Source organism: Streptomyces sp. NPDC102360, from assembly GCF_044766085.1.
In the GTDB taxonomy this organism is placed as follows: domain Bacteria; phylum Actinomycetota; class Actinomycetes; order Streptomycetales; family Streptomycetaceae; genus Streptomyces.
Window position 1 is genome coordinate 138,518 of record NZ_JBIWLG010000006.1, and the last position, 14,766, is coordinate 153,283.

Consider the following 14,766-nt stretch of genomic DNA (forward strand, 5'->3'; position numbering starts at 1 on the left):
GCAGTAGAACGGCACCATCACCCACGGGGAGACGACCGATGAATGCCCGCACCCTGCTGCGCCTGACCGTCACCAACCCCGCGTCGGCGATCTACCTCGGCCTCGTCGGCGCGTCCGTCGTGTTCACCGGCGTCGTGGTGCTGACGTCCTCGGACCCGGGCTTCGTCGGGGTCTGGCCCTTCTTCTTCACCGCCCCGACGTCCCTGCTCGCGATGGGGATCATCGGCGCGGTCGGCGGCCTGGACGCGCCCATGTGGCTCCTCGCCACCGGCATCGCCGCGAGCGCCCTCCTCCAGTCCCTGGCCCTCGGCGCGACCTTGGAGGCCCTTCGCGGCCGCCGCCGCATCGGCCGCGTCGCCTGACACCCTCCGCGAACGCACGAGCGCCCTCCCGTGAGTCACGGGAGGGCGCTCGCCTGTACCGGCTGCCGCAGGCTAGTTGTGGCTGTGCAGCACCTCGTTGAGGCCGCCCCACACCGCGTTGTTCGGGCGGGCCTCGACCGTGCCGGTCACCGAGTTGCGGCGGAAGAGGATGTTCGAGGCGCCGTTGAGCTCGCGGGCCTTGACGACCTGGCCGTCGGGCATCGTGACGCGGGTGCCGGCCGTGACGTACAGGCCCGCCTCGACGACGCACTCGTCGCCGAGCGCGATGCCCACGCCCGCCTCGGCGCCGACGAGGCAGCGCTCGCCGATGACGATGCGGACGTTGCCGCCGCCGGAGAGGGTGCCCATCGTGGAGGCGCCGCCGCCGATGTCGGAGCCGTCGCCGACGACGACGCCGGCGGAGATGCGGCCCTCGACCATCGACGTACCGAGCGTGCCGGCGTTGAAGTTCACGAAGCCCTCGTGCATGACCGTGGTGCCCTCGGCGAGGTGCGCACCCAGGCGGACGCGGTCCGCGTCGGCGATGCGCACGCCCTTGGGGGCGACGTAGTCCGTCATGCGCGGGAACTTGTCCACGGACGTCACCTGGAGGTGCAGGCCCTCGGCGCGGGCGTTCAGGCGCACCGTCTCCAGGTCGTCGACGGCGACCGGGCCGAGCGAGGTCCAGGCGACGTTGGCGAGGAAGGCGAACTGGCCGTCCAGGTTCACGCCGTGCGGCTTGACCAGGCGGTGGCTGAGCAGGTGCAGACGCAGGTACGCGTCGTGCGCGTCGAGCGGCTTGTCGTCGAGGGACGCGATGACCGTGCGGACGGCGACGATCTCCACGCCACGGCGGGCGTCGGGGCCGATCGCCTTCGCCGCGCCCGCACCGAGCAGCTCGACGGCCTGCTCGGCGGAGAGCTTCTCGGTCCCGGCCGGACCCGGCTCGGCGACGAGCCGGGGAGCGGGGAACCAGGTGTCGAGCACGGTGCCGTCGGACGTGAGGGTGGCGAGGCCGGCGGCGACGGCGCCGGTGGAGCGAGAGGCAGTGGTGTCGGTCATGCCCCAAACCTAATCGGCGGCGGCCCACGGAGGCGAACCGGTCCACGCCCCCGTCTCACGTGCCGGGCGCCCACCGTCCCGTACCCGGACAAGCCGCGCTCAGGGGATCAGCCGCGCCAGCATCTCCCGCGTGTACCCGGCGTCGTACTCGCCGCCCGTCAGCAGCATTTGCAGCGAGATCCCGTCCATCAGCGCGACCATCGCCCGCGCGGTGACCGGATCGGTGCGCCGGGCGACGACCACGGCGAGCTCCTCGCACCACTCGGCGGCGACGGGCCGCAGCGCTGGCCTGCGCAGGGCGGCCAGATACAGCTCGTACTCCAGCTCCACGCCCTCCCGGTCCCCGGCGAGCCACTCGCCGAGCAGCGCGGCGAGCTCGGCGGGCAGATCGCTGTCCGGGTCCTGGATGGCGTGGTGCCCGGCGACGACCTTCGCGAAGCCCTCGTTGGCCTGCCGCAGCGCGGCCACCATCAGCTCGTCGAGCGTCTTGAAGTGGTACGTGGTGGAGCCCAGCGGCACGTCCGCCTCGGCGGCGACGGTGCGGTGGCTGAGCCCCGCGATGCCCTTCGACCCGACGACCCGGATCGCGGCGTCGATGATCCGCTGGCGGCGCTCGGGATCGTAGCGACGCGTGCCCATCAGTGCGCCCCGCCCAGATTCAGCAGTACGACGCCGCCGATGACGAGGACGATCCCGCCGACCTTGGCGAGCGTCAGGCCCTCGCCCAGGAACAGCATGCCGATCGCGGCGATGATCGCCGTGCCGGTGCCCGCCCAGATCGCGTAGGCGGTGCCGATCTGCACGGTCTTCAGCGTCTGCGCGAGCAGCGCGAACGCGACGATGTAGCCGGCGACGGTGAGCAGCGAGGGCCAAAGCCTGCTGAACCCCTCGCTGTACTTCATGGCGGTGGTGGCCCCCACCTCGGCGGCTATGGCGCCGGCCAGCAGCACGTATCCCATGTGTACGAGTGTACATAACGGCGGCAACGAAAAAGCCCCGCCGGCGATTGAGGAGAATCGGGGTTGCGGTCGCGGGGCTCTGCCCCGGACCCCGCGCCTCAATCGCCGGCGGGGCTTGAGTTGCTCACACGTTGAAGCCGAGCGCCCTCAGCTGCTCGCGGCCGTCATCCGTGATCTTGTCCGGGCCCCACGGCGGCATCCAGACCCAGTTGATCCGCAGCTCGTTGACGATGCCGTCGGTCGCGGACTTCGCCTGGTCCTCGATGACGTCCGTGAGCGGACAGGCCGCCGACGTCAGCGTCATGTCGATCGTCGCGATGTTCGCGTCGTCGACGTGGATGCCGTAGATCAGGCCCAGGTTGACGACGTCGATGCCCAGCTCGGGGTCGACGACGTCGTACAGCGCCTCGCGGACCTCCTCTTCGGAAGCCGGCTTCATCTCCACTGCCGTGCTGTCACTCATGCCGTCTTCGCCTCCTCCGCGAGGGCCTGGGCCGTCGCTTCCTTCCACGCCATCCAGCTCAGGAGGGCGCACTTGACTCGTGCCGGGTACTTGGAGACCCCGGCGAACGCGACGGCGTCCTCCAGGATCTCCTCCATCGAGTCGTCCGGCTCGATCTGACCCTTCGACTGCATCAGTTCCAGGAAGGTCTCCTGGATCCGGCGCGCGTCGGACAGCTCCTTGCCGACGAGTAGATCGTTCAGGACGGACGCCGAGGCCTGGCTGATGGAACAGCCCTGCCCCTCGTACGACACGTCCTCGATCTTCTCGCCGTCGTACTTCACGCGCAGCGTGATCTCGTCGCCGCACGTCGGGTTGACGTGGTGCACCTCGGCGTCGCCATCCCGCAAGCCCCGGCCGTGCGGGTGCTTGTAGTGGTCCAGGATGACTTCCTGGTACATCGAATCCAGCTTCATGCGATTCCTCGCCAACCCCTCAACCGCCGTGTTGGTCTAACCGAAAAAGTTCCGTACGTGCTCCAGGCCGTCGACCAGAGCGTCGATCTCGGCCGGCGTGGAGTACAGATAGAACGACGCTCGCGTGGTCGCAGGAATTCCGTACCGCAGGCAGACCGGCCGTGCGCAGTGGTGACCGACCCGGACAGCGATGCCCTGCTCGTCGAGGACCTGGCCCACGTCGTGCGGGTGGATGTCGCCGAGCGTGAAGGAGATCGCGGCGCCCCGGTCCTCGGCCGTGGCCGGGCCGATGATCTTCAGGTCGGGGACCTCCTGGAGCCGCTTCACCGCGTACTCGGTGAGCGCCTGCTCGTGCTGGAGGATCTTGTCCATGCCGATCGAGTTCAGGTAGTCGATCGCCGCACCGAGCGCGACGGCCTCGGCGATCGGCGGCGTGCCGGCCTCGAACTTGTGCGGAGCGGGAGCGTACGTCGACGAGTGCATCGACACGGTCTCGATCATCTCGCCGCCACCGAGGAACGGCGGCAGGTCCTCAAGGAGCTCCTGGCGGCCCCACAGCACGCCGATGCCGGTCGGGCCGCACATCTTGTGCCCCGTGAAGGCCACGAAGTCGGCCTGCAGCGCCTGCACGTCGATCGGCATGTGCGGCGCCGCCTGCGAGGCGTCGATGAGGACGAGGGCGCCCACCTCCTGGGCGCGGCGCACGATGGCCTCGACCGGGTTGTGGGTGCCGAGGATGTTCGACACGAGCACGAAGGAGACGATCTTCGTCTTCTCCGTGATGACCTCGTTGATGTTGCTCAGGTCAAGACGGCCGTCGTCCGTCAGACCGAACCACTTCAGCTTCGCGCCGGTGCGCTGCGAGAGCAGCTGCCACGGAACGATGTTGGAGTGGTGCTCCATCTCCGTGATCACGATCTCGGTCTCGTGATCGACCTTGTACGGCTCGTCGGCCCAACCGAGCATGTTGGCAACGAGGTTGAGCGACTCCGAGGCGTTCTTCGTGAAGATGACCTCGTCGCGGCTCGGCGCGTTGATGAACGCGGCGACCTTGTCGCGCGCGCCCTCGTACAGCGCCGTGGCCTCCTCGGCCAGCACGTGCACGCCGCGGTGGACGTTGGCGTTGTGCTGCTCGTAGTACTCCGTGATGGCGTCGAGGACCTGGCGCGGCGTCTGCGAGGTCGCCGCGTTGTCCAGGTACACGAGCTTCTTGCCGTCGTGCAGCACCCGGTCGAGGATCGGGAAGTCCTTGCGGATCGCCTCGGTGTCGAGGAGGCCCGGCAGCTGTGTCACGCGGATGCGCCACCCTTCACGTACTTGTCGTAGCCCTCGGCCTCGAGCTGGTCGGCGAGCTCGGCGCCGCCGGACTCGACGATGCGGCCGCCCGCGAACACGTGCACGTGGTCGGGCTTGATGTAGCGCAGGATGCGCGTGTAGTGGGTCACCAGGAGGGTGCCGACCTCGCCGTTCTCACGGACGCGGTTGATGCCCTCGGAGACGATGCGCAGGGCGTCGACGTCGAGGCCGGAGTCGGTCTCGTCGAGCACCGCGATCTTCGGCTTGAGGAGCTCCAGCTGGAGGATCTCGTGGCGCTTCTTCTCACCGCCGGAGAAGCCCTCGTTCACGTTGCGCTCGGCGAAGGACGGGTCCATGGAGAGCTTCTCCATGGCCTCCTTGACCTCCTTCACCCAGGTGCGCAGCTTGGGGGCCTCGCCGCGGATGGCGGTGGCCGAGGTGCGCAGGAAGTTCGACACCGAGACACCCGGAACCTCGACCGGGTACTGCATGGCGAGGAACAGGCCGGCGCGGGCACGCTCGTCGACGGACATCTCGAGGACGTCCTCGCCGTCGAGGGTGACGGTGCCGCTGGTGATCGTGTACTTGGGGTGACCCGCGAGGGAGTAGGCGAGGGTCGACTTGCCGGAGCCGTTCGGACCCATGATCGCGTGGGTCTCGCCCTGCTTCACGGTCAGGTCGACGCCCTTGAGGATCTCCTTCGTGGCGTTGTCCGCCTCGACGGTGACGTGCAGGTCCTTGATTTCAAGCGTAGCCATGGGGACTTCAGTTCTCCTGGGTGAGGGAGGCGGAGACGTCTACGAGAACATCGCCCCCTTCGATCTTCACGGGGTATACGGGCACGGGGCGGGTGGCCGGAAGGCCGGAGGGCTTGCCGGTGCGCAGGTCGAACGCGGACCCGTGCAGCCAGCACTCGATCTGGCAGTCCTCGACCTCGCCCTCGGAGAGCGAGACGTTCGCGTGCGAGCAGATGTCGTTGATCGCGAACACCTCGCCCTCGGTGCTCACGATGGACACGGGCGTGCCGTCGATCTCCACCCGCTTCGGGGTGTCGGTCTCCAGCTCGGCGAGTCCACAGGCGCGCACGAAGGCCGGGGTCATCGGCCCAGTCACGACACGATCTCCAGCTCGGTCTCGATCTTCTCGAGCAGACGCTCCTCGATGTCCGGGACACCGATCTGCTGGACCAGCTCGGCGAAGAAGCCGCGCACGACGAGGCGGCGCGCGTCCTCGGCCGGGATGCCGCGGGACATCAGGTAGAAGAGCTGCTCGTCGTCGAAGCGGCCGGTCGCGGAGGCGTGACCCGCGCCGACGATCTCGCCGGTCTCGATCTCCAGGTTCGGCACCGAGTCGACGCGGGCACCGTCGGTCAGAACCAGGTTCCGGTTCATCTCGTACGTGTCCGTGCCCTCGGCCGCGGCCTCGATGAGGACGTCACCGATCCACACGGCGTGCGCGTTGTCGCCCTGGAGCGCGCCCTTGTAGACGACGTTCGACTTGCAGTGCGGGGTGTTGTGGTCGACCAGGAGGCGGTGCTCCTGGTGCTGGCCCGCGTCGGTGAAGTACAGGCCGAACAGCTCGGCCTCGCCGCCGGTGCCCGCGTAGTTGACGCGCGGGTTGAGGCGGACGACGTCGCCGCCGAAGGTCACGACGACCGACTTGAAGGAGGCGTCGCGGCCGACGAGCGCGTTGTGCTGCGCCACGTGCACGGCCTTGTCGTCCCAGTCCTGCACGGAGACGACGGTCAGCTTCGCGCCGTCGCCCAGCAGGTAGTCGACGTTGGCGGCGAGCACCGCGTCACCGGTGTGGTCGATGACGACGACGGCCTCGGCGAAGGCGCCCAGCTCGATGACCTGGTGGCCGTAGGCGGTGCCGCCCTCGCCGTGCACCGCGATGCGGATCGGCTCGGTGAGGACCGTCTCCTTGGGCACGGAGACGACGGACGCCTTCTCGAACGCCGAGTACGCCTGCGCGGCGACGCGGTCGACGGGCTTGCCGGCCTTGCCGACGCGCGCGTCGTCGCGGCCGACCAGCTCGACGTTGACGCCCGCCGGGGCCTCGACGTCGACCTTCACGCCGTCACCGGTGGCGGTGGCGGTGCCGTCGTGCAGGCCGCGCAGCCGCTCCAGCGGCGTGAACCGCCACTCCTCCTCGCGGCCGTGCGGGACCGGGAAGTCCCGCACGTCGTAGGAGGGGGGCGCGCTCATGCGCGTGGCGACGGTCGACTCGGCGGCGACCGCGACGGCGCCCGCGGTCGTCGAGCCTGCCGGGATGGTGGTGGGAGCCTCAGCCATGGCTGTCGTAGTGCTCGCTTTCATTACGTAAGTGACTTGATGGCGGCGACAGTTGGCGGTTAGCCGACCGAGCCTTCCATCTGCAGCTCGATCAGCCGGTTGAGCTCGAGCGCGTACTCCATGGGCAGCTCCTTGGCGATCGGCTCGACGAAGCCGCGCACGATCATCGCCATGGCCTCGAACTCGGTCATGCCGCGGCTCATCAGGTAGAAGAGCTGGTCCTCGGAGACCTTGGAGACGGTCGCCTCGTGGCCCATGGACACGTCGTCCTCGCGGACGTCCACGTACGGGTACGTGTCGGAGCGCGAGATCTGGTCGACGAGCAGGGCGTCGCAGAGCACGTTCGACTTGGCGCCGGGGGCACCCTCGCCGATCTCGATGAGGCCGCGGTAGGAGGTGCGGCCACCGCCGCGCGCCACGGACTTCGAGACGATGTTGGACGACGTGTTCGGCGCCATGTGCACCATCTTCGCGCCGGCGTCCTGGTGCTGGCCCTCGCCCGCGAAGGCGATGGACAGCGTCTCGCCCTTGGCGTGCTCGCCCATCAGGTAGACGGCCGGGTACTTCATGGTGACCTTGGAGCCGATGTTGCCGTCGACCCACTCCATGGTCGCGCCCTCGTACGCCACGGCGCGCTTGGTGACCAGGTTGTAGACGTTGTTCGACCAGTTCTGGATGGTCGTGTAGCGGCAGCGCGCGCCCTTCTTGACGATGATCTCGACGACGGCGCTGTGCAGGGAGTCGCTCTTGTAGATGGGCGCGGTGCAGCCCTCTACGTAGTGCACGTACGCGTCCTCATCAACGATGATCAGCGTCCGCTCGAACTGGCCCATGTTCTCCGTGTTGATACGGAAGTAGGCCTGGAGCGGGATCTCGACGTGCACGCCCTTCGGCACGTAGATGAAGGAGCCACCGGACCACACGGCCGTGTTCAGCGACGCGAACTTGTTGTCGCCGACCGGGATGACGGTGCCGAAGTACTCCTTGAAGAGCTCCGGGTGCTCCTTCAGGGCCGTGTCGGTGTCCATGAAGATGACACCCTGCTCCTCCAGGTCCTCACGGATCTGGTGGTACACGACCTCGGACTCGTACTGGGCCGCGACGCCCGCGACGAGGCGCTGCTTCTCCGCCTCCGGGATGCCGAGCTTGTCGTACGTCGCCTTGATGTCCTCGGGCAGGTCCTCCCAGGACTCCGCCTGCTTCTCCGTGGAGCGCACGAAGTACTTGATGTTGTCGAAGTCGATGCCCGAGAGGTCCGAGCCCCAGTTCGGCATGGGCTTCTTGCCGAACAGCTTCAGGCCCTTGAGGCGGAGCTTGGTCATCCACTCCGGCTCGGACTTCTTGGAGGAGATGTCCTTGACAACGTCCTCGTTGATGCCGCGCTTGGCAGAGGCACCGGCCTCGTCGGAGTCCGCCCAGCCGTATTCGTACTTGCCCAGGCCCTCGAGCTCAGGGTGGGCAGTCTCCTCGATGGGGAGAGTCATGCGGGGTTCCTCCCGGCCGTGCTTGCAGATGCGTTGGTGGTCGTGTTGGGGGTGTTCTTGGGGATGAACGTCGTGCAGACCCCGTCGCCGTGGGCGATGGTGGCCAGTCGCTGTACGTGTGTGCCCAGCAGTTGCGAGAACATTTCGGTCTCGGCCTCGCACAGTTGCGGGAACTGCTCGGCTACGTGGGCGACTGGGCAGTGGTGCTGGCAGAGCTGCTCACCGACCGGTGCGCTACGCGCCGTAGCAGCGTACCCGTCCGCACTCAAGGCCCTCGCCAGGGCCTGGGCGCGCTCCTCGGGGGCTGCCGCCTCTATCGCCGCCCGGTAGGGACCGGCCTGCGCGGCGATCCGCGCGCGGGCGAAGGAGACGAGCGCCTCGTCGCCGCCGGCCTGCTCCTTGATCCAGCGGAGCGCTTCCGCGGCGAGCTTGTCGTAGGACTGGTCGAAGGCGTCCCGACCGCAGTCGGTCAGCGCGAACACCTTGGCGGGGCGGCCGCGGGTGCGGGCTCCGTAGACGCGCTGATCCCTGGGCTCCACGACATTGTCCCCGCCGAGTGCGTCGAGGTGGCGGCGGACGGCGGCCTGGGTGAGGCCGAGGCGCCCCGCCAGCTCGGCGACGGTGGACGGGCCGTGGTCCAGGATGGAGCGCGCGACCCGGTTGCGCGTTGACCGCTCCCCGGTCGTGAGCTCCTCTGGGACCTCGCCGACGTTTTTCACAACGCCATTGTTGCGTAATTCCTCAGACCCTGACAAGCGCGGCGGTGATCGCCCCACCGTGCGGTGCATCACTTAGGTAAACCTAAGTAGACACGCGGCGTGACCTGCGGAAACGATCTTTGATCGATCAGGACGCCGGTGCCGCGACCCTCGGCTCAGCGCCTCATCCCATGGCGCCCGACGCCCCTCACGAGGACACTCGCCCCCATGCCCACACCCCCTCCGACCGGCCCACTCGTCACCCGCGCGACCCTCGCGTCGGACCTTCGTCTCCTCGGCGTCCGAACGGGCGACACCCTCCTCGTGCACACCTCTCTCAGCAGCCTCGGCTGGGTGAACGGCGGCCCGGTCACGGTCGTCCGCGCCCTCCTCGACGCGCTCGGAACCGACGGCACACTCGTCGTCCCGAGCCAGTCCTCGGAGCTTTCGGACCCGGCCCAGTGGAGCGCTCCGCCCGTCCCACAGGAGTGGTGGGAGACGATCCGGGCGACCATGCCCGCGTACGACCCGGCGACCACGCCCACGCGCGGCGTCGGCGTCCTCCCGGAGACCGTGCGCAGGTGGCCGGGCGCCCTGCGCAGCGCGCACCCGCAGACGTCGTTCGCGGCGCTCGGTGCGCACGCGGCCAAGGTGACCGACGGGCACGCCGTCGACTGCCGACTCGGCGAGCACAGCCCGCTGGCCCGTCTGGAGGAACGGCACGCGCGCGTACTCCTCCTCGGCGCCGGATACGAGGCGTGCACCAGCTTCCACCTGGCCGAGTACCGGATCCCGGGGCGCGCCGAGGACGCCGGGCGGCCGGGGCCGGACGGGTGGGAGCACGTGAGCGAGGTGGCCATCGACAGCGACCGGTTCGACGAGCTGGGCGCCGCCTTCGAGCGCGACACCCCGGTCCTCCGCGGCCGCGTCGGCGCCGCCGAATCCCGCCTCTTCGGGGTCGCCGAAGCCGTGGCGTACGCGGAGAAGTGGCTCCCGGTGCACCGCCCCGCCATTGCGTGACGGTTCTGCCGCCCCGGGCGTCCGGGGCCCGCGCCGCGTCCTTAGACTTGCGCACCATGCGAAGTGAGCCAGTCGTCCACATCACCGGTCTGGTGAAGCGGTACGGAACCAAGACCGCGGTCGACGGCCTCGACCTCACGGCGGCCCCCGGCATCACGGCCGTCCTCGGCCCCAACGGCGCGGGCAAGACCACCACCATCGAGACCTGCGAGGGCTACCGCAGGCCGGACTCCGGCACCGTCCGCGTCCTCGGCCTCGATCCGGTCAAGCAGGCCTCCGCGCTGCGCCCCCGGATCGGCGTCATGCTGCAGTCCGGCGGCGTCTACTCCGGCGCCCGCGCCGACGAAATGCTCCGCCACATCGCCAAGCTGCACGCCCACCCGCTCGACGTGGACGCCCTCATCGAGCGGCTCGGCCTCGGCAGCTGCGGCCGCACCACATACCGGCGGCTCTCCGGCGGCCAGCAGCAGCGGCTGGCGCTCGCCATGGCCGTGGTCGGCCGCCCCGAACTGGTCTTCCTCGACGAGCCGACCGCGGGCCTCGACCCGCAGGCCCGGCACGCCACCTGGGACCTGGTGCGGGACCTGCGCGCCGACGGCGTCTCCGTCATCCTCACCACGCACTACATGGACGAGGCGGAGCAGCTCGCCGACGACGTGGCGATCGTCGACGCCGGCAAGGTCATCACGCAGGGCTCCCCGGAGCAGCTGTGCAAGGGCGGCGCCGAGAACACGCTCCGCTTCTCCGGGCGCCCCGGCCTCGACGTGGCCTCGCTCCTCAAGGCCCTGCCCGCCGACGCCGCGGCCGTCGAGCTCACCCCGGGCTCCTACCGCGTCAGCGGCAAGGTCGACCCCCAGCTCCTCGCGACGGTCACCTCCTGGTGCGCCCAGCACGGCGTGATGCCGGACCGGATCTCCGTGGAGCGGCACACCCTCGAAGACGTGTTCCTGGAAATGACCGGCAAGGAGCTGCGCGGATGAGCGCCACCGAAACGCACCGCGGCGCCGGTACGTACGCCCCCGCCCCGGGAGCCGCGCCGCTCCCCCGCATGATCGCGACCCAGGCCGCGCTCGAGACGAAGATGCTGCTGCGCAACGGCGAACAGCTGCTGCTCACGGTCGTCATCCCGACACTGCTGCTGGTGCTGTTCTCGGCGGTCGACATCGTCGACACAGGCTCCGGCAAGGCCGTCGACTTCCTCGCCCCCGGCATCCTCGCGCTGGCCGTGATGTCCACGGCCTTCACCGGCCAGGCCATCGCCACCGGCTTCGAGCGGCGCTACGGGGTGCTGAAGCGGCTCGGCGCCTCCCCGCTGCCGCGCTGGGCGCTGATGACGGCGAAGACGCTGTCGGTCCTGGTGACGGAGATCCTCCAGGTCGTCCTCCTCACCGTCATCGCGTTCGCGCTCGGCTGGTCCCCGCACGGGAACCCGTTCGCCGTTCTCCTCCTCCTGGTGTTCGGCACGGCGGCGTTCTCCGGTCTCGGTCTCCTCATGGCGGGCACCCTCAAGGCGGAGGCCACGCTGGCCGCGGCCAACCTCGTCTTTCTGCTCCTCCTGGTCGGCGGCGGCGTCATCGTGCCGCTCGACAAATTCCCCGACGCGGCCCAGTCGGTGCTCGGCCTGCTGCCCATCTCGGCGCTCTCCGACGGCCTGCGGGACGTGCTGCAGCACGGCGCGGCGATGCCGTGGGGCGACCTGGGGATCCTGGCGGTGTGGGCGGTCGTGGGGCTCGGCGCGGCGGGGCGCTTCTTCCGCTGGGAGTGAGTGCCCGGACACGTACGGGGGCGTAACACGCGTCACAGATGGCCCAGTTACGTCCCCCTCGTGAAGCCGTGCACAAGCGGCGGCCTACGATGGGCCCGTGCCAAAGCTGACCCCCACCGACGCCGCGCGGGCGCTGCGCAATCCGCTCGCCTTCATCGCCGAGTACTGGACTCCCACTCAGCGGACCGTCCAGCGCGCGGCCATGTCCGCCGTCGTCATGACGGTGCTCATCGTCTGCACCGGCGGCGCCGTGCGCCTGACGGGCTCGGGCCTCGGCTGCCCGACCTGGCCCAAGTGCACCGATCAGTCGCTGACCGCGACGAGCGAGATGGGCTTCCACGGAGCCATCGAGTTCGGCAACCGCATGCTCACCTACGTGCTGTGCGCCGCGGTCGGCTGGGCGATCATCGCCGCCCGCTCGCAGAAGCCGTGGCGGCGCACGGTGACCCGGCTCGGCTGGGCCCAGTTCTGGATCGTCATGGGCAACGCGGTCCTCGGCGGCATCGTCGTCCTGGTCGGCCTCAACCCGTACACGGTGGCCGCCCACTTCGTCCTGACCACCGCTCTGCTCACGGTCGCCGTCCTGATGTGGCAGCGCACCCGTGAGGGCGACGCCGAGCCGCGCCCGCTGGTCGGCAAGGCCATCAAGCAGCTGGTCTGGGCCCTGGTCGCGGCGGCGGCGCTGCTGATCCTCGTCGGCACGGTGGTGACCGGCGCGGGCCCGCACGCGGGCGACTCCAGCGACGTGCACCGGATGCCGCTCGACTGGGAGACCGTGGCGAAGGCGCACGCGGTCCTGGCCTGGATCGTGGTGACGCTGACCTTCGCACTGTGGTTCGTCCTGAAGGCGGTCGACGCCCCCAAGGGCCCGCTGCACCGCACCCGCGACCTGTTCCTGATCCTGCTCGCGCAGGGGGCGGTGGGCTACATCCAGTACTTCACGGATCTGCCGGAAATCCTGGTCGGCGTCCACATGCTGGGCTCGGCCCTGGTTTGGATCGGCGTGCTGCGCGTCCTGCTGTCGCTGCGCGAGCGCCCTGTCGCTGACTCGGCCATCCCGGCTCCTGCCGCGACCGACCGGTTCGAGGGCGCGGCCAGCCGATAAGACGTGTGCCGCAGGTCGGGGAGCAGCTGGCGCAAGGCCTCATCGGATACGTCCAGTAGGGGCCAACCCCGCAGGGCGGCACACGTCACTCGCTCCAACGAGGCCCGCGAGCTTCGGTCACCCGAGCCCGTACACCCGCCGCGCCGTCCCCGACGCGATCATCCCGGCCACCCGCTGCGCGTCGCTCAGCGACCACGCCCCGTCGGCGACCCACTCCCCGAGCACCCGCCCGAGCGCCTGCCGGAACAGCCGCGCGCCCACGACGTGCAGCTCGGGCAGCCCCTGCGCGCCCGTCGAGAACAGCAGCTTCCCGAACGGCGCCAGCTCCAGGAATTCCGCGAGCAGCCCCGCCGCCCGCGCCCCCGTCCGGGCGAGCGCGGGCCCCAGGTCCGCGTAGACGTGCGAGAAGACGCCCGCCAGATGCGCCGCGTGCCGGTGGTACGGGTAGCCGTGCAGCAGCACCACGTCCGTGCCGAGCCCCGCCGTGGCGCGGGCGAACTCCACGAGCACCGCCGGGTCGGTGTGGTCGAGGTGCCCCCAGCGCAGTTGCAGCGGACGGCCCGAGGCGACCGCGATCCACAGCAGGTGGCGAAGGAGCACCGGGTCCGTCAGCGCGCCGCCGACCTGTCGCCCCGCCAGCCACCGCCCCGCCGCGCCCCGCACCTCGCCGGGCCCCGGCGGCCGCGGGTCGAGCGCGAGCCCGTGGCGTACGCCGGCGACCGAGGTGAAGGCGACCGCGCCGGAGGCCGCGGCGTGCACCGATTCGGCGAGGTTGGCGAGGAGGGAGTCGACGGTCCCCGAGGTGTCCGCGACCTGCTCCGCGAGGAGTTCGAGGCGGACGATCTCGTGGGCCTCGCCCTGGGCCGCTGAGGCCAGCTCGGCGGGCCCGGTCAGATCGTCGGCGAGCCCCGTGTCCACGAGATACGTGGTGATGCCGCTGCCGCGCAGCAGTCTGCGCCCGGCCTCGACGACGCCCAGCTCGCGGCGCCTGGCCAGATAGCGGGCGGGCGGACAGTGGGGTTCCAGACCGAGCAGCGGCGGGCACCAGCGGCGCACCGCGAACCCGGTCTGGGTGTCGAAGAACGTGGTGCCGGGAGCGGGCGGCCCCTCGCCCCGGCCGAGGTGGGCCTCGAACGTGCCGAGGCCCAGCTCCGTACGCAGCACCCCATGGCAGTACTGATCCACGAGGGACGGCGTTTCGATCATCCGGGCTCCCCGTATGTGGACCGTGCTTCTACAGTCCTAACGGGTGAACGGGCACCTGGTGTTGCTCGACATCGGCCCCGCACAAACGCCCGATTCAGCCGCCGAGCTGGATGCCCGCCATCCGCTTCCATTCGTACGGGCCCGTCTCGACCTTGGCCGCGAAGTCGCCGTCGAAGTCCTCGTGGACGGTGATGCCCGCCTTCTCGACGGCCTTCTGCGCGACCTCGTACGTCGACGCCACCAGGTCTCCCCAGCCTCCGTCCTCGCCGACGAGCACGATGCGCGTGCCGTGCTCCCCGATGTACGCGAGCTGTCCCTCGACGCCGCCGTGCGCCTTGGCGAACGCGCCGATCTCCTTGGCCAGCTTGGCCGCGCGACGCTCGTCCTTGGCCGCCCTGCGGGGCGCCTCAACCGTTTGAGTCTCTGCCATGGACAGGATGCTACCGACGAGTAGTCAAACAAGCGATAAGTGGGGTGGGGGGGGGGGGGCCCCCCCCCCCCCGCCCCCCGGCATGGTTATGATTTTAAGCCCCGGAAGGCTCCCCCCCCCAACCCACCCACCCCCCCCAAACCAAATAAATTGTAGCAATGGAAAAC

General features: G+C 70.0%; 18 protein-coding genes. 5 read left to right on the forward strand and 13 right to left on the reverse strand.

The window, feature by feature from the left end; translation table 11 throughout:
* Window positions 1–38 precede the first annotated feature (38 nt).
* Window positions 39–362, forward strand: coding sequence for an SCO4225 family membrane protein (locus ACIRHA_RS24030; RefSeq protein ID WP_403849306.1), 324 nt, complete (start codon window positions 39–41; stop codon window positions 360–362).
* Between the two features lie 72 nt (window positions 363–434).
* Here ACIRHA_RS24030 and dapD read toward each other — a convergent pair whose 3' ends face one another.
* The 11 genes from dapD to ACIRHA_RS24085 form a co-directional block, all read right to left on the reverse strand.
* A complete protein-coding gene (gene dapD / locus ACIRHA_RS24035; protein ID WP_403849308.1) occupies window positions 435–1,424 on the reverse strand; it encodes a 2,3,4,5-tetrahydropyridine-2,6-dicarboxylate N-succinyltransferase in 990 nt (329 codons plus the stop codon).
* A gap of 99 nt (window positions 1,425–1,523) precedes the next feature.
* Window positions 1,524–2,063: a TetR/AcrR family transcriptional regulator gene (locus ACIRHA_RS24040; RefSeq protein WP_403849311.1), complete on the reverse strand. Its 540-nt coding sequence runs from the start codon at window positions 2,061–2,063 to the stop codon at window positions 1,524–1,526.
* On the reverse strand, window positions 2,063–2,383 hold the full coding sequence (locus tag ACIRHA_RS24045) for a DMT family transporter (protein ID WP_399232402.1): 321 nt from the start codon (window positions 2,381–2,383) through the stop codon (window positions 2,063–2,065). Before ACIRHA_RS24045 ends, ACIRHA_RS24040 begins: the two co-directional genes overlap by 1 nt.
* 124 nt (window positions 2,384–2,507) lie before the next feature.
* A complete protein-coding gene (locus ACIRHA_RS24050) occupies window positions 2,508–2,846 on the reverse strand; it encodes a metal-sulfur cluster assembly factor (RefSeq protein WP_266720908.1) in 339 nt (112 codons plus the stop codon).
* Entirely contained in the window at window positions 2,843–3,301 is a 459-nt protein-coding gene (sufU, locus tag ACIRHA_RS24055; protein ID WP_403849313.1) for a Fe-S cluster assembly sulfur transfer protein SufU, read from the reverse strand. Before sufU ends, ACIRHA_RS24050 begins: the two co-directional genes overlap by 4 nt.
* A gap of 36 nt (window positions 3,302–3,337) precedes the next feature.
* Window positions 3,338–4,594: a cysteine desulfurase gene (locus ACIRHA_RS24060; RefSeq protein WP_403849315.1), complete on the reverse strand. Its 1,257-nt coding sequence runs from the start codon at window positions 4,592–4,594 to the stop codon at window positions 3,338–3,340.
* Window positions 4,591–5,355 carry a Fe-S cluster assembly ATPase SufC gene (gene sufC / locus ACIRHA_RS24065; RefSeq protein ID WP_403849318.1) on the reverse strand — a complete coding sequence of 255 codons (765 nt, stop codon included), beginning with the start codon at window positions 5,353–5,355 and terminating at the stop codon, window positions 4,591–4,593. The genes ACIRHA_RS24060 and sufC overlap by 4 nt, the downstream gene beginning before the upstream one ends.
* 7 nt (window positions 5,356–5,362) lie before the next feature.
* Window positions 5,363–5,698: a non-heme iron oxygenase ferredoxin subunit gene (locus tag ACIRHA_RS24070; protein ID WP_403850114.1), complete on the reverse strand. Its 336-nt coding sequence runs from the start codon at window positions 5,696–5,698 to the stop codon at window positions 5,363–5,365.
* Window positions 5,699–5,706: 8 nt separating this feature from the next.
* Window positions 5,707–6,891, reverse strand: coding sequence for a Fe-S cluster assembly protein SufD (gene sufD / locus ACIRHA_RS24075; RefSeq protein WP_403849321.1), 1,185 nt, complete (start codon window positions 6,889–6,891; stop codon window positions 5,707–5,709).
* A gap of 59 nt (window positions 6,892–6,950) precedes the next feature.
* Window positions 6,951–8,375, reverse strand: a complete 1,425-nt coding sequence (gene sufB / locus ACIRHA_RS24080; protein ID WP_403849323.1) for a Fe-S cluster assembly protein SufB — start codon at window positions 8,373–8,375, stop codon at window positions 6,951–6,953.
* Window positions 8,372–9,094, reverse strand: coding sequence for a helix-turn-helix transcriptional regulator (locus tag ACIRHA_RS24085; protein WP_403849326.1), 723 nt, complete (start codon window positions 9,092–9,094; stop codon window positions 8,372–8,374). The genes sufB and ACIRHA_RS24085 overlap by 4 nt, the downstream gene beginning before the upstream one ends.
* 207 nt (window positions 9,095–9,301) lie before the next feature.
* On the opposite strand from ACIRHA_RS24085, the gene ACIRHA_RS24090 reads away from it, so the two are divergent.
* From ACIRHA_RS24090 to ACIRHA_RS24105, 4 genes are all read left to right on the forward strand, one after another.
* A complete protein-coding gene (locus ACIRHA_RS24090; RefSeq protein ID WP_403849330.1) occupies window positions 9,302–10,093 on the forward strand; it encodes an aminoglycoside N(3)-acetyltransferase in 792 nt (263 codons plus the stop codon).
* A 56-nt stretch (window positions 10,094–10,149) separates the two neighbouring features.
* Window positions 10,150–11,073 carry an ABC transporter ATP-binding protein gene (locus ACIRHA_RS24095; protein ID WP_403849332.1) on the forward strand — a complete coding sequence of 308 codons (924 nt, stop codon included), beginning with the start codon at window positions 10,150–10,152 and terminating at the stop codon, window positions 11,071–11,073.
* Window positions 11,070–11,858 (forward strand): ABC transporter permease, encoded by a 789-nt coding sequence (locus ACIRHA_RS24100; RefSeq protein WP_403849335.1) that lies wholly within the window; start codon window positions 11,070–11,072, stop codon window positions 11,856–11,858. The genes ACIRHA_RS24095 and ACIRHA_RS24100 overlap by 4 nt, the downstream gene beginning before the upstream one ends.
* 97 nt (window positions 11,859–11,955) lie before the next feature.
* Window positions 11,956–12,963: a heme A synthase gene (locus ACIRHA_RS24105; protein ID WP_403849337.1), complete on the forward strand. Its 1,008-nt coding sequence runs from the start codon at window positions 11,956–11,958 to the stop codon at window positions 12,961–12,963.
* Window positions 12,964–13,080: 117 nt separating this feature from the next.
* On the opposite strand, the gene ACIRHA_RS24110 is transcribed toward ACIRHA_RS24105, so the two are convergent.
* The gene (locus ACIRHA_RS24110; RefSeq protein ID WP_403849340.1) at window positions 13,081–14,169 is read right to left on the reverse strand and encodes an amidohydrolase; all 1,089 of its coding nucleotides are present in this window, start codon (window positions 14,167–14,169) and stop codon (window positions 13,081–13,083) included.
* A 94-nt stretch (window positions 14,170–14,263) separates the two neighbouring features.
* Window positions 14,264–14,599, reverse strand: a complete 336-nt coding sequence (locus tag ACIRHA_RS24115; RefSeq protein ID WP_403849342.1) for a hypothetical protein — start codon at window positions 14,597–14,599, stop codon at window positions 14,264–14,266.
* Window positions 14,600–14,766 lie beyond the last annotated feature (167 nt).